The organism is Azospirillum sp. (assembly GCF_035628975.1).
Taxonomy (GTDB): Bacteria; Pseudomonadota; Alphaproteobacteria; order Azospirillales; family Azospirillaceae; genus Azospirillum.
The window spans coordinates 1-18493 of record NZ_DASPIS010000031.1; the positions used below are offsets into that span (position 1 = coordinate 1).

The window sequence follows — 18493 nt, forward strand, 5'->3', positions numbered from 1 at the left end:
CATGGCGAGGTGTCAAACACCCGATCCCATCCCGAACTCGGCCGTGAAAAGCCTCCGCGCCAATGGTACTGCGTCTTAAGACGTGGGAGAGTAGGTCGCCGCCAGGTCACTCAGGCTCAAGAGACGTCAAACCGAAGCAAATACGCTGGCATCGTCACGAAATCCATCACCCCATACCGAGACATCCGCGGGGTGGAGCAGCCCGGTAGCTCGTCAGGCTCATAACCTGAAGGCCGCAGGTTCAAATCCTGCCCCCGCAACCAAATCAAGAAAAGCCCGCCGAGTTCACGCTCGGCGGGCTTTTTGCTGTGTGCATTCACTGCTGGCGAGCGTGACATCCGGCCGCTCCGCTTGTCTAGGAACCAAAGGGCACGTTTCGCTTGCCCGGTTCAGGACAAGGAACGCCATGCCGTCCATGCTCGACTGCCTGATCGTCGGCGGTGGTCCCGCCGGCTTGACCGCCGCCATCTACTTGGCCCGCTATCGCCGGTCTGCCCTGGTGGTGGACGAGGCGAGGAGCCGCTGCTCCTGGATTCCGACCTCCCACAACCTCGCCGGCTTCACGGGAGGCATCCGCGGCACCGATCTGCTCGCCCGCATCCGCGCCCAGGCCGAGACCTATGGCGGCCAAATCGAGACCGGGTCGGTATCCGCGCTGGAGCGGGTGGCAGGCGGCTTCCGCGCCATGCTGGCAGACGGCAGGGAGGTGGACGCCGCCACCGTTCTGCTGGCGACCGGCGTCATCGACGGCCAGCCGCAGGTATCTCATCTCTATGAGGCGATGCAGCGCGGACTGATCCGTGTTTGCCCGATCTGCGACGGTTACGAGGTCATCGACAAGCGGATCGCCGTCCTCGGCCATGGAGCGCAGGCGGTCGGCGAAGCGAATTTCATCCGCGCCTACAGCCCGACGGTGACCCTGCTGACGCTGGGCGAGCCGATGACTTTGACAATGGAGGAGCGCATCGCCCTTGATGCCGCCGGCATCGCGGTGATCGAGGAGCCGGTGACCGCAGTCGATGCCGGAACGGACCAGAGCACTCGCCTGACCTTGGAGAGCGGTCAAATCCTTGATTTCGATACGCTCTACTCGGCGCTGGGCATCACCGCCCGGTCCGGTCTGGCCGAGCAGGTTGGTGCCGAGATGGATGCTGATGGGCGCCTGATCGTCGACCGGCACCAACGCAGTTCGGTTCCCGGTTTCTATGCGGCCGGCGATGTCGTCTCAACCCTCAATCAGATCGCCGTCGCCATGGGAGAGGCGGCGATTGCCGCAACCGCCATCCACAACGATTTGCGTCATCGCGGCTGATCTGCAAAGAAATCCTCAAAGAAAAAGGGACGGAGCCTTGCGGCTCCGCCTGGTCATTGTCACAAACAATGAGAAAGCCTGAACAATGAGATCAATGAGTTATGTGCCGCAGTTAAACAAAATCTGATAGAGCGTTAAGCAAAAGATGAGAAATCGCACAGGCTTTTGCGCAAAGTTTGATAAGCGAGACGAGCACCCAGCCACTGGCGCCGTTCCACGCGACCCCGCCGGGCTTAGCCCGGTCCCGCAGATCGCGCGGGTCGGCGCTTTTCGCATAACTCTGCTATCGCTGTGTCGGACCGGATGGAACGCCGACGATCCTGCTGCTGGCCGGCACCGTTGCGCTAAAGCCTCCACCTGTCGGACCGCGATTTCCAGGTTGGCGTCGGCGAGCCTATCGGCAAGTATCAGCGCACCGCCCAGAGCACGATCTCACCCTCGAAATGGCACCCCTTGAAGTCCGACACGGCTCGACTCCCTCAAGCGTCCAGCCATTCCGCCGCCTGCCGGCAATCTTTGCAACAGAGCCCCCCGCGGAACTCTCACTAAACGCGCCACCTCGGCTGTCTCGCCGACCGGGTCCACCTCATCTCATGCCATGACGTCGGCCGTCTCCCGGACAGATGAGAGGACGGTTGCCGACGGGCTTGTGGAGGGGATGGAGACGTCTGGCGGTTCGCTTGAACCAATGACGCCAGCAGCGGCTTCGGCGACACCGACGGACATCTCGTTATCGGCGTGTGCGACATGATTCAGGGCCCAGACCGCGGCTTGCGTGCGATTGCAAACCCTCAGCTTGCGCATGATGTTCTTGACGTAGAACTTGACCGTCGGTTCGCGGATGCCGAGCGCCAGTCCGATCGCCTTGTTCCCCTGCCCGTGGACGATCATGTCCAGGATCTGCCTTTCCCGCGGGGTGAGATCCGCATCGGCGTCGAAACCAACAGGTTGATAGTGCGTCTCTCCCGTCAGGCTGAGATCGACAGCAAAGCTCGGAACGACGATTTGGCCGATGAGAACGAGGCGCAGGGACAGGACCAATGCGTCCGCCAGCAGGTCGGGACCGAGTACGCCGTGAGCGCCCAGCCGCAGCAGATCGAGGGCCTGTTCGCGCGAGGCATGGCGCAAGAGGAAGACAACCGGCGACCTTGGAAAGCGGGCGTCCAGATCAACGAAGACCGACGCCTCGTTGCCTTCCACGGCGTCGACCAGGATCAGGTTCGGTACGGTGCGCCAACGCGACGTTTCCACCGCACAATCCGCTTCCATGCTAACCAGTAGTTGAGATCCGATCAGAGACTTTATGCCGGCGCGGAACAGCTTGCTTTCCGCGACGATCGCGACGCTTTCGTTGGTCACGGGAACACCTCCATCGCATTACACCCGAGAAACTCGACCAATGCGAAAAGGTAAAGAGTTCTGTGAAATTAATGGCGAAAGCGCGCGAAATCAATGAAATCATAATCTGTAGTATCAGCTATGTTCATCGAGTTAGCCAATAAGGAGGCCCCCTGCATTTCAGAGCCTTCCTGTGAACAGAACCCGTTCCGGTTCCCTGCCCGCTATACGAGAATAATTTGTGCGACAAGCCCCTTGCGGGTGGCAGGTGCCGCGCAATAGAGTGCAGCTATTGGTAAAATCATCTCCCGTTGCGCGCCGGCTCTTGAGCGGGGGGAAGCGGGAGCCACAGCGACGCCCGGAACGTTCCCCGACTCAGCTCGAGATGGCCGTATCCGACGCTCGCTTGGAACGGATCGATGTTGAGGGAGACCGGGGCGCCGGGCGTCACGATGGCCTGATGGAGCTGTGCGGCCTCCTTGTGAAGAGCCACATGGATCGCGGCAAGAGCATCCGGCTGCTGCCAGAGGACACTGGACAGCAGAGCCACAAGCAGATCAGGAGTCTGCTCCACCGTCCACTGCTCCGGAGGAATGGTCGTCACGAATTCCGTCGCCGCATCAGGCGAAAGCGAAATGCCGATGCGCTGCAATGCGGCGACGGCCCGACCGTCCATAGCCCGTCCTGCCCCAGCGTTCGGGGTCGGCCGTTGGGCCTGGGATACCGCGCAAAATCCGCGATCCTGTGCGACGGTGCAGACCCCCGGCGGGCCGCTTTGCCGGATGATGGAGTGGTTTCCGGACATTGATGCGCTCCCGCATTGGCAGGCGTCCACCCGCACGTCTGTCTGTACAGGGGCGGACGCGACAAGCGCGGCAGTCACCGCGATGGTGAGGACCGACTGTGCCATGGCTCACCTATCGGCTGCTGACCTTGATGGTTGCGCCGACACCGGTCTGGGTGATCTTGGTGCCGTTGGACAGGGTGACGCCCTGACTGTCGAAGCTGTTGCCAACTCCAAGCTGCACGACCTCGTAGTTCTGTCCGCCAGTCTGTTCGATGGTCGCCTTGTTCCAGGCGCCCTGCTGTGTCGTCTGTGCGGAATTGTCCTGGCCGCTCTGGCTGACCGTCGATGTGTTGTCCCGTCCGACCTGGACCTGGACCACCGTATTCCTCATGCCGCGTTGCGAGGCGATGACCAGATTGGCGCTGCCGAGCTGGCGTTGCTTGGCGGCATTGCTCTCACCCTCCTGGCGCAGCAGGGCGGTATTGCCGTTCACCCCCTGCTCCTGGCTGCCGCTGTTCGAGCTTCCGGATTGCACGGCGCGGGCATGGTTGCCTGTGCCGTTCTGCTCCTGGATCAGGTAGTTGTCGGCCCCGCTCTGCAGGATGGCGGCGGTGTTTTCGCCGATCTGTCGCTGGGACGCCCAGTTGTTGGCTCCGCTCTGGATGACGCTTGCCCAGTTTCCCTCGCGGGTACGGGCGGGGTCGTAGGCCACCTGATCGACGTAGGCCACGCCACCGGCCAAGGCCGGCGCGGTCGCCGTCAACAGCGAGAGCAGTGCGAGGGATAGGATGGGTCTGCACATGGCTCCTCTCCTCGATGCGCGAGATTGCCTTTCGGGCCGCCGCGAGCCCGCGCCTTCATGCATGCGGCGCCTAGGCCGACGGCCCGGGAGAGGGGGCCTCCCTCTCCCAGGCCAGTCCGGGCCAGCATCATCTACTTCTGGAACTGCGTGCTGTAGTTGTGCATTCCAAGCTGATTCGCGACCGCCTTGTTGCCGTCGCTCTGCTGGTTCTGGTAGGCGGTGTTCGCGATGCCCTTCTGCACGACGAGCGCCTCGTTGTCCCGGCCCACCTGCAGCTGCGAAGCGAAGTTGTCGACGCCGCCCCAGCCAAAGCCGGTCTGCAGGATCTGAGCGTCGTTGCGGTCGCCGGTCTGCGACTGGTACGCGGTGTTGTGCAGGCCGAGCTGGTCGATGCGGGCGAAGTCGCCATCGCCGTTCTGCATCTGGTTCGCGTAGTTCCACGAGCCGTTCTGCGTCGCCGCCGCGTCGTTCAGCTTGCCCTTCTGGTCGGCATAGGCGGTGTTCTTGTCGCCCTTCTGCCAGTTGCGGGACAGGTTGTCGCGGCCGACCTGGCTTTGCGCGTTGAAGTTGCCGTCGCCGATCTGATCGACATAGGCTTCGTTCGAGCCGTTCACCGGGGTCCACGGGAAGCCCGAGTCACCACCGCCGGGGCCACCTGCCATCGCCGCACCGGCGGCAAACACAGAGATCATGGCGGCGGAGGCAAAGAGATAAGCTTTCATGATTGGCTCCTTGGGTTCGCGTTACGTCGACGGAACTGGGTCCGCACACGCGGGCCATGCCCAATGCCTCAGTTCCACCGCTGACATCTTCAAATGGGCAAACGAATACTTTTGGCGCAAATATCTTCTAAAAATGCTGCCGCCGGCGCCGGGGGAATGTGCCGGCGGCAGTTCCCGATCACCTCTGGATGGACGGGGGGATCGGGCTCCGGCTGTGGTCGCCGGGAAGGACGTAAACCGGGGCAGAACTCTGGGGCGGGAGTTGGCCGGGCGCCGAGGGGGCGACCTTCTGTTCCTCAGCTTCCGCCCCTGGGGTCGGGGTTTGTTTGGGCGGCGGAGCGACCGTGACCGGTGCCGCGCCAGTGCCGTTTCCGGCCACATTCGGGTTGTGGATCACGGTCACGTTGTAAGCGCCGTCGCGGTCCCGCAGGTATTTCGGCACGAGCCGTGCCGCCGCGTCGGGATCGCGGAAGGACCAGTAGCCGTCGATGACGCCTTCCAGCACCAGATCATGCACGCCCTTCTCGATGGCCTGCTTGACCGCGAGCGTCGCCGGTTCGTTGGTGGTGACGCCCGCCTCGATCTCCAGAAGGTCCTTGTAGCCGATGTAGCGGAAAGCGCTGCCGTCGAGAGCGGCCGAATAGATCGTCTTGCTGACGTTCACCGATTTGAGCACTTCACCGGTCTGCACCGAGACGGCACGGATATAGACGGTCACGGTGTCACGGCGGTATTTGACATCACCGCCGACGCCCAGGAAGCGGGCGCCAAAACCACCGGTCAGCGTGTTGCTGTCGTACCCGATGATGCCGCCGTCGACGAGCAGTCCCGCATAGAGCAGGGGCGGCAGGGGCGGCAGATTGTCGCCGCCATAGGCTTGCCGGGTCTGGCGGATGATCTGCCGTTCCTGAAGCAGCTGCGGCAATGAACTGCGCTCGACGACCTTGAACCAGCTCTTGTCGCCGACGCGCTTCAGCGCGTTGATCAGCACCGCGTTCCCACCCTGGGTGACGGCACGAGAGTATTCGCTAAAGTTGTCGTTCGGCTTGTTCTGGCCGGTCTGGTCGGTGAAGCTATAGACGGCGACGGTGAGCGGACGGGCCGGCGGCGGCAGGGTCAGCAGTTCATCCAGGCTCTGCGTCCGGTGCTCGGGGAGAGGCTGTTCGGTGAATGCGTTCTCCGGGCGGATCGAAGCGCAGGCCGAGAGGGAAAGAACGCCGAGTGCCAGCACCAGCGCCTGTTTGTGGATTGCAATTCCCCTGGACATGATAACACTTCCCCCGTTGTCGAGGACACGTCGGGCCGTTCCGGCAACTCACCGGTTGGGCATTTTCTTCCCGGCTGGAGCGATTTGGTCAGTAGGCCGGCATCTCGATGATTTGCGTGCTCTTGCCGTTGTTGAGCGTGAGCTTGATCTGGCCGTTGACCTGGGTCCACTGGATGGTGGTTCCCGCGACCGATGCGGTGCCGCTCGTCTTGGCGTTCTCGCCGTAAATCTGATCGGCAATCTGGCTGGCCACCCGGCTCAGGACGCTCGCCTGGATGGTGCTCGCGAAGGTGTCGAGGCTGTCGGAGGTCGCCGCCGTCGAGGATTTTGGATCCTCGAATTTGTTGATCGCGTTGGCGATGCCGAGCAGATGGCTGCTGTTGAAGGGATCACCGCCGAAGGACGGATTGATCGGTTTGTATTTCAGCTCTCCGGCGCCGGCCGCGCCGGCCAAGGCCACGAGCAGGGCGGTGCTCAGTATCGGGAGCTTGCGGATCTCGCGCATGGCTCGATCTCCAGATCGATGTTGCTTCTTCAGGGGCCAAGACGTCCGGGGAGCGCCCGGACAAAGATGGCCGAGACGAAGGGGGTGTGACTGAGCGGGCATCGCCCGGCCTGGACCGGATGGCCGTCGCCCGCTTGTGGAGATCGTCTGGAGAGAGGTGCCCCTCGCGATCCGTTCTTCAGCGGCCTCATGGCCCGTCGATGTTCGCGTTGATTGATTTGTACTGCCGGAAAGCGAAATTGTGTCGGCATCTTCGGTATCGGCTCCGGCTCTCCGTCGTATGGAAGCTGTCGGCTGTCGCCCCTCCCCAAGGCGATGGCTGACAGTCCCATCCCAGCGGGAGCCACCCGCCGGTTCGTCTGCCTCCCCGTCGCGCTCCTTCAGACGGAGACATCGGGGGACCCGCCCAGTCGAAAGGATGGGACGAAACATGCAGCCCCTTCCAGTGAAGGGAGCGCTCCGTCGGTCGGGCATCCGGCTTCCGAAACGGCGCAGCGGGTGGGAATCGCACCTATAATGATCCGCGACTTCCTGAATTCTTGAGCAGAGTCGGCGCGCCATGGTCGAACACGCAGATATCTATCGGGCTCCAGGTCCGACCGATCCTCTGGGCAAACCCTTCGACGCCGGCCGGGCGCTCGACGAGCTGTGTCAGGCGCATGAGCGTCTCGACACTCTCCACTACGCCATCTTGCACTGGATCCACTGGTGCCGCATTCCCGACCTCAGTCCCCTGCAGGTGGCCATCCTCTACATTCTGAGCCGGGGGCCTCAGCAGCCGAGCCGACTGGGCATGGCGCTGTTCCACCGCGACCGGCCGCTCGCCTATTCGCTCAAGCCGCTGCTGAGCCGCGGCCTCATCGAGGAGCGGCCGCACCGCCATGACGGGCGGGCCAAGCTGCTGCACGTCACGCCGGCCGGCCTCGCCGTCCTCCGGCGTTTCGGAGTCCGCGACGAGGCGATGACGGCGCTCGCCCGGATCTCCGGAGCGCTCGATCGGCCGACCTTCAAGGATGCCAGTGTCTAGCGGGGAGGCACCGTGACCATGCTTCCATACACACCGGCTGCGGACCACGACGGACCGGGCTCTTCGCCCCTGGGAGGTTTTCTGGCTTTCTGCCGCCGCCTGCCGATCAGGCGACGGACCGCGGTCGCGGAGCACGGCCCCGCTCGCCTCGACCATTGCGCGGAGGACGCCATGCGCCACTGGATGGCATGGCTCCGGCCGGTGATCGTGGAGAGCGACACCGCGTTCATAAGCGATCTGCGGCCGCCGGGGCTGCTCCACGCCATCGACGCCGCCGCGGTGTGGCTCGCTCTGGCGAAGCGTTTACCCGCACCTCTGCTGGCCGCGCCACCGACCGCTGCGGTCGGCAGCGGAGCGGAGGAGCATGCCGCCGACAAGGCGCCCACTTGGGACGAGGATTGGGCCGAGGCGTTGCGACGGGCATTCGCTGGCGATCGTGGGCGCCGCGATGCGATCGCCCTGCAGCCAGGAGACGCTGCTCGCCGAGATCAACCAGACCCGCGCTGCGGCAAGGAGGACCGGGGTGCCGCCGCTTGGCGGCGACGATCTGCGCACGCTGGCCGCCATGCTGCGGACCGCGCCCGAATGGCGCGCCGTGCGGCGGTCGCCGGGTCATCTCTCGTCGGGCGACGTGCTGGAATTCCTGGAGCAGGTGCTTCAATCCAGCCGGACCGATCCGGAGGATCTGCTGCTGCTCGGCCAGCCTCACGCCTCAGACACCACGCGCTGGGACGCGATCCGGCACAGGGCCTCTCCCAGGAAGAGCTCGCGTTTCGCGCAGGAATGAGCGTGCCCTATCTCAGCGACTTGGAGCGCGGCCGTTCCAGTCCATCGCTGGCTATGGTGGTCGATTTGGCTCGCGGACTGGAAACGCATCCCTCACTCATGCTCTCCGACTTGATCATCGACAGTGTCGGAGAGCCGCCGCGGCGCAAGCGACCCAAGGACTGACATCCGGGGGTGCCGCTCCTCCGCTCGAAGGCGGTGATGGACTGGCAGCGCAAACGGAAAGGGCGGAGCCGTGTGGCCCCGCCCTCTTTGCTTGCTCTCAGGGTCCGGAGAGGGACCCCGCCGTCTCCCGTGAGACAACGGTTAAAAGTGTCTCAAACATGGGATCCGGTTTCTCATCTTTTGCTTAACTGACCACAGGGTGCATGGATCAGACGTCGAGGTTCGACACCTTCAGTGCGTTGTCCTGGATGAACTCGCGCCGTGGCTCGACGACATCGCCCATCAGGGTGGAGAACACCTCTTCCGCCTGATCGGCGTGGCTGACGCGGACCTGCAGCAGCGAGCGCTTGGTCGGGTCCAGCGTGGTTTCCCACAGCTGGTCCGGGTTCATCTCGCCCAGGCCCTTGTAGCGCTGGATGGTGACGCCGCGGCGGCCCAGTTCCATCACCGTGTCGAACAGGGCGACGGGGCCGGTCAGCGCCCGGGTCTCCTTCTGCTTCTCGAAGGCCTTGCCCGCGGTGCCGAACACCCGCTTCAGGTCGGCGGCCAGCCCGTCCAGCCGGCGGGCCTCGCCGCTCTTCAGCAGGTCGACGTCGAACAGGTGGCGGTGGGTGACGCCGCGCCGGGCGCGGATGACGGCATAGCCGCCCTGGGGCAGGGCTTCGCCGCGCCAGCCGCCATCGGCGTCCATCGCGTTCATCCGCTCGGCCACCGCTTTGGCCGCAGCCTCGGCAGCGACCTTGTCCTCGGCAAGGCTGGCGGAGAGGGTGCCGGCGACCGCCGCCTGTTCCACCACCATGGCGTTGCCGACCTTGCGCGACAGCGTGTCGATCGCCGGACGGGCGGTGCGGGCCTGATCGACCAGACCGGACAGCTGCTCGCCGATCAGCAGGGTGCCGTCGGACAGCTGGACCGACAGGTCACCCAGCGCCGCTTCGACCAGATACTCTTCCAGCGCCCGGTCGTCCTTCAGGTACCGTTCCTTGGCATTGCCGCGCTTGATACGGTAGAGCGGCGGCTGGGCGATGTAGAGATAGCCGCGCTCGATCAGGTCGGGCATCTGCCGGAAGAAGAAGGTCAGCAGCAGGGTGCGGATGTGGCTGCCGTCCACGTCCGCGTCGGTCATGATGATGATCTTGTGGTAGCGCGTCTTGTCGGCGTTGAACTCGTCGCGGCCGATGCCGGTGCCGAGTGCGGCGATCAGCGTGCCGATCTCCGCAGACCCCAGCATCTTGTCGAAGCGGGCGCGCTCCACGTTCAGGATCTTGCCGCGCAGGGGCAGGATGGCCTGGAACTGGCGTGAACGGCCCTGCTTGGCCGAGCCGCCGGCCGAGTCGCCCTCGACGATGAACAGTTCGGACGCCGCCGGGTCGCGTTCCTGGCAGTCGGCCAGCTTGCCGGGCAGCGAAGCCATGTCGAGCGCACCCTTGCGCCGGGTCAGCTCGCGCGCCTTGCGGGCGGCCTCGCGGGCGGCGGCGGCTTCCACCACCTTCTGGACGACGCGGCGGGCGTCGGCCGGATGCTCCTCGAAATACTGGGCCAGCGCCTCGCCCACCACCGCCTCGACGACGGGACGGACTTCCGACGAAACCAGCTTGTCCTTGGTCTGGCTGGAGAATTTCGGATCCGGAACCTTCACCGACAGGACGCAGGTCAGGCCTTCACGGGCGTCGTCGCCCGACAGGTTGACCTTCTCCTTCTTGGCGATGCCGGATTCGTTGGCGTAGTTGTTGATGGCACGGGTCAGCGCCGCGCGGAAGCCGGCGAGGTGGGTGCCGCCGTCCTTCTGCGGGATGTTGTTGGTGAAGCAGAGCGTCGTCTCGTGGTAGCTGTCGTTCCACTGCAGCGCGCATTCCACCGTCACCACGCCGCCATGTTCGGTCGGACGCTCGTTCTTCAGGGTGATCGCCGGCTTGTGCAAGGGCGTCTTGGAGCGGTCGAGCCAGTTGACGAAGGCTTCCAGGCCGCCTTCGTAATGCAGGTCCTGCACCTTCGGCTCCACCCCGCGCGCGTCGGTCAGAACCAGACGGACGCCGGAATTGAGGAAGGCCAACTCGCGCAGCCGGTGTTCCAGCGTGGCGTAGTCGAACTCGATGTTGGTGAAGGTCTCGGCCGAGGGCATGAAGGTGACTTCGGTGCCCGACAGCTGCTTGCCCTTCTCCGGCACCATCGGCGCTTCGCCGACATCGGCCAGCGGCGCCTCGGCGACACCATGGCGGAAGCGCATGGTCCAGGTGCGGCCGCCGCGCCAGATGCGGAGATCCAGCGTTTCGGACAGCGCGTTCACCACCGACACGCCGACGCCGTGCAAGCCGCCGGAGACCTTGTAGCTGTTCTGGTTGAACTTGCCGCCGGCATGCAGCTGGGTCATCACGACCTCGGCCGCCGAGACGCCTTCCTCCGAATGGATGTCGGTCGGGATGCCGCGACCGTTGTCGCGCACCGTGACCGATCCGTCGGCGTTCAGCAGAACCTCGACCTTGTCGCAATAGCCGGCCAGCGCCTCGTCGATGGCGTTGTCGACCACCTCGTACACCATGTGGTGCAGGCCGGACCCGTCGTCGGTGTCGCCGATGTACATGCCGGGGCGTTTGCGCACGGCATCAAGCCCGCGCAGAACGGTGATCGACTCCGCCCCATAGTCCGCCTGCTGGGGCTCCGACTGCGGGAGGTCGTTCTTCAGTGCTTCCTGTGCCATGCGTCGACTATAACAGATTCGGTTGCGGATTCGGCGGTTTAGCGTGCGTGAGCACGCCTTTTTTTTGGGTCTCGGCCCGCATTTCCGCCTCTATCCGGGGCGGATGTGGGCGTCTTCGATGCGGAACCGGCGGGCGTCCTGCCCGAGCGGGTCGAAAACCCCCTCGTCGGTACCGGTCATCCAGGCTTGGGCGCCCAATGCCAGGATTTCGCCGAACAGCGCGGCGCGCCGGTCGGGGTCGAGATGGGCGGCCACTTCGTCCAGCAGCAGGATGGGGGCTGCCCCGCGTTCGGCTGCCAACAGCCGGGCGTTGGCCAGCACGATGGCGATCAGCAGGGCCTTCTGCTCGCCGGTGGAGCAGAGGGCGGCGGGCATGTCCTTGGGCGCATGGCGGACGGCGAGGTCGCTCTTGTGCGGCCCCACCGTGGCGCCGCCGGCATCGGCATCGGCGCGGCGGCCGGTGCGCAAGCTGTCGCGCAGCGCATCCTCCGCCGCCAGGGCCGGACCTTCGTCCAGCCAGCGTTCCACCGTGCCGGCAACGGCGAGGTCGGCGCCGGGGAAGGGGCCGACCGAGCGGGCGCAGGCGGCGCGCAGCCGCTGCACCACCTCGCGCCGGGCCGCGGCGACGGCGATGCCGGTGGTCGCCATCTGGTCCTCCAGCGCGCCGAGCCAGCCCTCGTCGAAGCGGCCGTCACGCAACAGCCGGGCGCGTTCGCGCAGGGCATGCTCGTAGCGCGACAGCCGGCCGGCATGGGCGGGATCGAAGCCGAAGACCAGACGGTCGAGGAAGCGGCGCCGCCCGCTCGACCCTTCGATGAACAGGCGGTCCATCTGCGGGGTCAGCCAGACCATGGCGACATGGTCGGCCAGCGCGGTCTGGCCCTTGGCCGGGTGGCCGTCGATGCGCACCAGCCGGCGGTCTCGATCGGAGGCCCGGGTGCCGTCATGCGGCTCGCGGCCGGTGCCGATCTCCACCGGACCCATCGGGGTATCGAGCATCGCCGCCACCGCCCATCCGACGCCGGGGGGCGAGCCCAGCCGTTCCACCTCCGCCAGCCGGGCGCCGCGGATGCCGCGGCCGGGGGCGAGGAAGCTGACGGCTTCCAGCAGGTTGGTCTTGCCGGCCCCGTTCGGGCCGATCAGGGCGACGGGCCGGCGGTCCGGCTCCAGCCGCGCGGACTCGTAGCCGCGGAAGCGCGTCAGCGTCATCCGCCGCACGGCAAGAGCCGGGGCCAAAGCCGTGGTCGAGGCGGACACCGGGGTGCCGCCGCTCATCGAAACTGCCGTGTGCTGCAACTGGTCCGTTCCGCCTGGGGTGGGGAGGATCCCCGCAGCCCCATCACACACGCATCGGCATCAGGACGTAGAGCGCGGTGGAGTCGGCGACGTCGCGGATGATGGTCGGCGACGCGGCGTCGGCCAGCGTGAACTGGGCGCCCTCGCCCTCGATCTGCTGCGTGATGTCCAGCAGATAGCGAGAGTTGAACCCGATTTCCAGCGGGGACTCGGCGTAATTGACCTCCAGCTCCTCGGTGGCGCTGCCCGATTCCGGGCTGGTGGCCGACAGGGTGAGCGCGCCGCGGACCAGGGACAGCTTCACCGCCCGGCTCTTCTCGGTGGAGATGGTGGCGACGCGGTCGACGGCGGCGGCGAACAGCTTGGCGTCCACCTCCATCACCTTGTCGTTGCCGACCGGGATCACCCGCTCATAATCGGGGAAGGTGCCGTCGATCAGCTTTGAGGTGACGACGACGCTGTCGAAGCCGAAGCGGATCTTGTTGTCGGACATCGACAGCTCGATGCGGTCGGCGGCCTCGTCCACCAGCTTGCGGATCTCGGTGACGGTCTTGCGCGGGATGATGACGCCGGGAATGCCCTCGGCCCCGTCCGGCAGCGGCATTTCGACCCGCGCCAGCCGGTGGCCGTCGGTGGCGACGGCGCGCAGCACCGGCGTCTCCAGGCTGCCCATCTTGCTCTTGGCGGCGTGCAGGTAGATGCCGTTCAGGTAATAGCGCGTCTCCTCGGTGGAGATCGCGAAGCGGGTGCGGTCGATCAGCCCGCGCAGGTCGGCGGCGGCGACCGAGAAATTGTGCTTCAGCTCGCCGCTGGACAGCTGCGGGAAATCCTCCACCGGCAGGCAGGACAGCTTGAACTGCGAGCGGCCGGCGCGCAGCGTCAGGATGGTGCCGTCGCCGCCGATATCCAACTCCACCTGGCTGCCGTCGGGCAGCTTGCGGACGATGTCGAACAGGGTGTGGGCGGGGGCGGTGGTGCCGCCGGGGCGCCCGACCGTCGCCGGGACCGTCTCGACGATCTCCAGGTCCATGTCGGTGGCGGCCAGCGACAGTTCGCCGTCGCCCGCGCGCAACAGGACGTTGGAGAGGATCGGAATGGTGTTCCGCCGCTCGACCACACTCTGCACGTGACCCAGGGAACGGAGAAGGGCGGCGCGTTCGATGGTGATGTTCATGCTGGCGTCGTCTCGGCCGGAGGGAGAACTTTTTGCGGACCCACCGGGGTTGCGGGCCGTTGTCCGGCCGTCCCGCCCCGAGCGGGCGCGCATCATACCACATCGATGGTTGCGTCGAACCAAATTGTTGCGGTTAAGGCCTTCGGCAGAGGGGTGGTTGCGGCGGGTGCCCCCTCCCTAACCCTCCCCCACCTTACGGTGGGAGAGGGGACTGCCGCCGCTTCGCGTATAACTCACGAAGGCAAGAGTCCTGCCCCCTCTCCCGCCAAGGGCGGGGGAGGGATGGGGAGGGGGCAACCGCAGCGATCACTCCCCCCTCCGCCTCCCTTCATGCAGCCGCAGAATGTCGACGAAATCCGCGCTCTGCCAATTCCTCGACCGGCTCAGCTCGCTGCGCACGCTGCCGACGAAGGCGTCGATCACCGACCATTCGTCGTCGGTTATTTCCCCCGCCGCCTCCAGATAGCTGTGAACCACCCGGTGCAGCCCCTGGCTGACCGGGCTGATCCAGCCGTCCACCGTCTCGCCCATCGCCGCCATCAGCCGGCGGATGCGCAGCATGTGGGCCATGCGGTGGGCCGGCTTCTCATGCGGTTCGGCCTTCATGGCCTGGAGGAAGGCGAGGCGCCCGGTCTCCACCGCATAGAGGCGCAGCGACTTCAGCTCCGGGTTGGCATAGCCGGCGTTGCCGAGAGTGCGGCCCCAGCGCCAGACCAGTTCCAGTAGCCAGACGATGTCCTCATGGTCGGGCACCGGGGCGTGGCGGGCGTTCATCGCCGCCTGCAGCCGGGCGGCCAGCGCCGGCATCACCGTGCCGGTCAGGTCGCGGCTGACCGCGGCCAGCTCCGCCCGCAGGGCAGGGCCGGTGGAGCGGCTGGCGAGGAAACCAGTGCCGGACAGCGCCGTCAATGCGCGGTCGAACCGCTCCACCGCCTCGCCCAACAGGGTGCGGGTCGGGGCAGGGGCCGACAGCACCCCGCCATCCTGGATCTCCATATCCCCGAACATGCCGTCCACCACCTCGCGGATGGTGGTGCAGGCGGCCTGGAAATGACAGAGAAGGGCGCGCAGCAGCGGGTGCGACTCGCGCACCGCCGGGCCGCCATGCTCGCGCACATGGCGCAGGAACACGTCGTAGCGGCGCTTGACGTTCAGCCCATAGAGCGGGGCGAACCAGGCCAGCACCTGCGACTGGTCGCGGAAGGGCAGGCCGAGATCGCGCACCCGGCGGACGAAGCCGACCATCAGCGCCGACTGGCAATCCACCTCGGCCGACCGCGGGTCGCCGGCACCCTGCATCTCCTCGATGTCGCGGCGCATCCGCTCGGTCAGCGGCACCAGAACCTCGTTGTGCTCCAGCAGGGCGCGGACGAAGCCCAGCAGGTCGCCGTCGATCGGCGCCTTGCGCCCGAGATACTGGGTGCGCAGCCCGGCGTCGTGCCGCGCCTCGTCGTTCGCCAGCGCCAGGAAGCGGTCGGTCAGCTTGCGGTCGCCGGCCATGGCATAGAGGAAGTCCAACGCTTCCCGGCGCATCAGCTCGCGCATCACCATCGCGTCGGGACTGGACAGCACGGCGTCCAGCATCGCCTCGCGCGCCATGGCGTCCAGCCGGCTCTGCACCTCCGCCGCGAGGCCAGGGAAGGCATAGCGGGCCAGCGCCGCCCAGATGCCGCCCATGTCGACCCGCTGGATCAGCGCCGGCACCGACTCCGGGGCGCGGTACAGGATGGGATCGTCGACCAGGAAGGGTTCGAACAGGCTGGTGAACAGGCGGCGCGCCTTCATCGGCCGCAGCCTGTTGAAATGCTCGACCAGCGCGTCGCGCAGATGCCGGGCGCGCTCGCCGTTCGGGCTGGGCGCCCCCTCCACCGCGTCCAGGACGGAGCGGATGGCGTGCATCGGGATGCGGGAGACGACCTCGTCCATCTGGCGGCGGAAGGCGCTGGAGTCGATGGCGTCCACGCCCGCCGCGGAGGTGGCGGAGGGGAAGGAGGTCGTGACCGTCGGCGTGCTGTTCATGCGCCCAACACCTCGCGGGATAGTCGTCACCCGGACACTTATGATCCCGAGAGATTATTAAATAAGTTTTGCCTTTTCCATGTGTGTCTTTGGCTAAATCTTATGATTACCGGTATATGCCAATCATTTGCTTTGTAATCTTAGCTTTACCTTTTGCCGGATTTCCGGTCACAGCCCGGCCGCCAGCTGCGCCTCCAGCCCGGCGCGGTAGTCGGGATAGGCCAGCGTGACGCCGAGTTGGCGCTTGATGCGGTCGTTCTTCACCCGGCGGCAATCGGCGTAGAAGCTGGCGGCCATCGGCGACATCTCCGCCTGATCGAAGGGAATCAGCGGCGGCGGCTCCACCCCCAGCAGGCGGCAGGCATACTCCACCACCTCGTGCGAGGGGCTCGGCAGGTCGTCGGCCACATTGTAGACGGCGCCCAGCGTCGGCCGCGCCATCGACGCGCGCAACGTCCTGGCGATGTCGTCGACATGGATGCGGCAGAAGACCTGACCCGGCTTGTCGACCCGCCTGGCGGTGCCGTCGCGCACGGAATCGATGGCGCTCCGGCCGGGGCCGTAGATGCCGGCTAGCCGGAACAGATGCATCGGCACGCCGTATTGGCGGTACAGGTTCAGCCAGCCGCGTTCCGCCTCCACCCGCCGTTTCTGGCGCTCACCGGTCGGCTTCAGCCACGCCGCCTCGCCGACCCACTCGCCGCCGGTGTCGCCGTAGACGCCGGTGGTTGACAGGTAGCCGCCCCAGTCCAGCGTGCGCAGGTCGGCCAGATCGCGGGCATGCTGGTCCAGCACCGGGTCGCCCTTGCCGTCCGGCGGAATGCTGACCAGCAGATGGGTGGTGCCGGCCAGCGCCGCCTTGGCATCGGCCAGCGGCCGGCCGCGGTCGAACAGGAAGGCTTCGATCCCCTGGGCCTCCAACTCCGCCTTCTTCTCCTCGCTGCGGCAAGTGGCGGCGACGCGCCATCCGTCGGCGCGCAACGCGTCGGCGAAGACGCGGGCGCTGTAGCCGGGGCCGAAGACGAACAGGCGGGGATCGGTCATCGCGGGCGGTTCCTGTTGGGGCAGGAGGGGAATGCGTAATGCCGGGGCTTGGCTTATGGGCTTGGCTTGCGGGCTTGCGCCCTGCCCGGCGATGGCGGAGTGTAAAGGCACCATGACCCGACGCAATCCTTACCTTTCCGGCGTGCTGGCCCTGGGGCTGTTCGCAGCCCTGCCGGCGGCGCATGCCGCATCCGGTTCCTCGTCCGCCTTGGACCGCAACCGCGAACTCCAGGCCTGCGCCGCCAAGGCGGAGGCGAACCCCGACGGCGCCAAGGCCGACGCAAAACGCTGGCAGGAGCAGGGCGGCGGCGATCACGCCAAGCTCTGCGAAGCGCTGGCACTGTTCCATGCCGGCGACTTCAAGGCGGCCGGCACCCAGATGGAGGCGCTGGTGCCGACGCTGGGCAAGGACGATCCCAAGGCCGCCGCCTCGCTGCTCGGCCGCGCCGGCTGGGCGTGGCTGCGTGCCGGCGACCAGGGGCGGGCGGAGCGGCTCTACGGCAAGGCACTCGACAAAATGCCGGGCGACACCGACCTGCTGATCGACCGCGCCTTCGCCCGTGCCGAGGGCGAGCGTTTCTGGGACGCCATCGCCGACCTGGATGCGGCCCTGTCGCGCGACCCGCGGCGGGCCGACGCCTATCTCTATCGCGCCACCGCCCACAAGGCGCTGTCGAACTACCGGCAGGCGCTGTCCGACATCGACCATGCTCTGGAACTGAAGCCCGGCGATCCGGAGGCGATCCTGTTGCGCGGCAACGTCAAGGCGATGGGCGGCAACCTGCCCGCCGCGCGCGACGATTGGGCGCTGGCCCGCCGTGTCTCTCCCGACAGCGAATGGGGCCGCGCCGCCGCCGACAACCTCGCCCGCACCGCGGAGCTTGCGGGGGCTGCGGGTAAGGATAAGGCGAAGGAGCCGCCTAAGAAGGCGCAGTGAGGGAGTTTAGGCATCGATTGCCCCCTCCCTAACCCTCCCCCGCGTTCCGCGGGAGAGGGGACTGCCGCTGTCCGCGACCAACTCCCTCTACCGCGATCGGACCGGCCTTAGGCCGGCCGAGGGCGGGGGAGGGAAGGGGCCCACGCTGACAAGCGTGGGAAGGGAGGGGGCCCACATTGAAACCACCCCCAACGAAAAAGCCCCGCCGCGGCAACCGCGGGCGGGGCTTTTCCTTACCTGGACCGGCAGGCGCTTACAGCGCCGAGTCGACCCACTGGAACAGCGCACCCTTCGGCAGGGCGCCGATCTTGGTGGCGGTGACGCTGCCGTCCTTGAACAGCATCAGCGTCGGGATGCCGCGCACGCCGTACTTGCCCGGGGTGCCCGGGTTCTCGTCGATGTTCAGCTTGGCGACGGTGACCTTGCCCTCATAGTCGCGGGCCAGCTCGTCGAGCGCCGGGGCGATCATCTTGCAGGGGCCGCACCATTCCGCCCAGAAATCGACCAGGACCGGGCCGGTGGCCTTCAGGACGTCCTGCTCGAAGCTGTCGTCGGTAACCTTGATGGTGGTGCTCATGTGACCTCTAGCCTGGATTCGGAAGCGCCGCGGACCG

17 protein-coding genes, 1 tRNA gene and 1 rRNA gene are annotated in these 18493 nt (G+C 66.5%); 7 read left to right on the forward strand and 12 right to left on the reverse strand.

Annotated elements, in window-relative coordinates:
• The 3 genes from rrf to VD964_RS06320 form a co-directional block, all read left to right on the forward strand.
• Window positions 1-107 (forward strand): 5S ribosomal RNA (rrf, locus tag VD964_RS06310); the annotation flags it as partial.
• A gap of 79 nt (window positions 108-186) precedes the next feature.
• Window positions 187-263: transfer RNA gene (locus VD964_RS06315), tRNA-Met, on the forward strand.
• Between the two features lie 143 nt (window positions 264-406).
• Window positions 407-1312, forward strand: a complete 906-nt coding sequence (locus VD964_RS06320; RefSeq protein WP_324866694.1) for an NAD(P)/FAD-dependent oxidoreductase — start codon at window positions 407-409, stop codon at window positions 1310-1312.
• Between the two features lie 591 nt (window positions 1313-1903).
• Here VD964_RS06320 and VD964_RS06325 read toward each other — a convergent pair.
• The 6 genes from VD964_RS06325 to VD964_RS06350 all read right to left on the reverse strand — a co-directional run bounded on the left by VD964_RS06325 (window position 1904) and on the right by VD964_RS06350 (window position 6733).
• On the reverse strand, window positions 1904-2671 hold the full coding sequence (locus tag VD964_RS06325; protein WP_324866696.1) for a response regulator transcription factor: 768 nt from the start codon (window positions 2669-2671) through the stop codon (window positions 1904-1906).
• A gap of 280 nt (window positions 2672-2951) precedes the next feature.
• Window positions 2952-3326: a hypothetical protein gene (locus VD964_RS06330; RefSeq protein ID WP_324866698.1), complete on the reverse strand. Its 375-nt coding sequence runs from the start codon at window positions 3324-3326 to the stop codon at window positions 2952-2954.
• 241 nt (window positions 3327-3567) lie between these two features.
• Window positions 3568-4239 (reverse strand): hypothetical protein, encoded by a 672-nt coding sequence (locus VD964_RS06335; protein WP_324866700.1) that lies wholly within the window; start codon window positions 4237-4239, stop codon window positions 3568-3570.
• A gap of 131 nt (window positions 4240-4370) precedes the next feature.
• Window positions 4371-4961, reverse strand: a complete 591-nt coding sequence (locus VD964_RS06340; RefSeq protein ID WP_324866702.1) for a hypothetical protein — start codon at window positions 4959-4961, stop codon at window positions 4371-4373.
• Between the two features lie 178 nt (window positions 4962-5139).
• Window positions 5140-6228 carry a CsgG/HfaB family protein gene (locus VD964_RS06345; protein WP_324866704.1) on the reverse strand — a complete coding sequence of 363 codons (1089 nt, stop codon included), beginning with the start codon at window positions 6226-6228 and terminating at the stop codon, window positions 5140-5142.
• 88 nt (window positions 6229-6316) lie between these two features.
• Window positions 6317-6733 carry a curli assembly protein CsgF gene (locus VD964_RS06350; protein ID WP_167393416.1) on the reverse strand — a complete coding sequence of 139 codons (417 nt, stop codon included), beginning with the start codon at window positions 6731-6733 and terminating at the stop codon, window positions 6317-6319.
• 559 nt (window positions 6734-7292) lie between these two features.
• Here VD964_RS06350 and VD964_RS06355 point away from each other — a divergent pair.
• From VD964_RS06355 to VD964_RS29835, 3 genes are all read left to right on the forward strand, one after another.
• Window positions 7293-7760: a winged helix DNA-binding protein gene (locus VD964_RS06355; protein WP_324866708.1), complete on the forward strand. Its 468-nt coding sequence runs from the start codon at window positions 7293-7295 to the stop codon at window positions 7758-7760.
• Window positions 7761-8208: 448 nt separating this feature from the next.
• Complete coding sequence (locus VD964_RS06360; RefSeq protein WP_324866710.1) at window positions 8209-8547, forward strand: hypothetical protein; 339 nt, start codon at window positions 8209-8211, stop codon at window positions 8545-8547.
• On the forward strand, window positions 8487-8711 hold the full coding sequence (locus VD964_RS29835; protein WP_349255953.1) for a helix-turn-helix transcriptional regulator: 225 nt from the start codon (window positions 8487-8489) through the stop codon (window positions 8709-8711). The genes VD964_RS06360 and VD964_RS29835 overlap by 61 nt, the downstream gene beginning before the upstream one ends.
• A gap of 208 nt (window positions 8712-8919) precedes the next feature.
• Here VD964_RS29835 and gyrB read toward each other — a convergent pair whose 3' ends face one another.
• The 5 genes from gyrB to VD964_RS06385 all read right to left on the reverse strand — a co-directional run bounded on the left by gyrB (window position 8920) and on the right by VD964_RS06385 (window position 16942).
• Window positions 8920-11409: a DNA topoisomerase (ATP-hydrolyzing) subunit B gene (gene gyrB, locus VD964_RS06365; RefSeq protein WP_324866712.1), complete on the reverse strand. Its 2490-nt coding sequence runs from the start codon at window positions 11407-11409 to the stop codon at window positions 8920-8922.
• Between the two features lie 90 nt (window positions 11410-11499).
• Window positions 11500-12684 (reverse strand): DNA replication/repair protein RecF, encoded by a 1185-nt coding sequence (recF, locus tag VD964_RS06370; protein ID WP_324866796.1) that lies wholly within the window; start codon window positions 12682-12684, stop codon window positions 11500-11502.
• Window positions 12685-12748: 64 nt separating this feature from the next.
• Entirely contained in the window at window positions 12749-13879 is a 1131-nt protein-coding gene (dnaN, locus tag VD964_RS06375) for a DNA polymerase III subunit beta (protein WP_324866714.1), read from the reverse strand.
• Window positions 13880-14185: 306 nt separating this feature from the next.
• Complete coding sequence (locus VD964_RS06380; protein ID WP_324866716.1) at window positions 14186-15898, reverse strand: hypothetical protein; 1713 nt, start codon at window positions 15896-15898, stop codon at window positions 14186-14188.
• Between the two features lie 168 nt (window positions 15899-16066).
• Complete coding sequence (locus tag VD964_RS06385; RefSeq protein WP_324866718.1) at window positions 16067-16942, reverse strand: SDR family oxidoreductase; 876 nt, start codon at window positions 16940-16942, stop codon at window positions 16067-16069.
• Window positions 16943-17054: 112 nt separating this feature from the next.
• Here VD964_RS06385 and VD964_RS06390 point away from each other — a divergent pair, with 112 nt between their 5' ends.
• Window positions 17055-17879, forward strand: a complete 825-nt coding sequence (locus tag VD964_RS06390; RefSeq protein WP_324866720.1) for a hypothetical protein — start codon at window positions 17055-17057, stop codon at window positions 17877-17879.
• A 253-nt stretch (window positions 17880-18132) separates the two neighbouring features.
• Here VD964_RS06390 and trxA read toward each other — a convergent pair whose 3' ends face one another.
• Complete coding sequence (gene trxA / locus VD964_RS06395; protein ID WP_324866722.1) at window positions 18133-18456, reverse strand: thioredoxin TrxA; 324 nt, start codon at window positions 18454-18456, stop codon at window positions 18133-18135.
• Window positions 18457-18493: the final 37 nt, after the last annotated feature.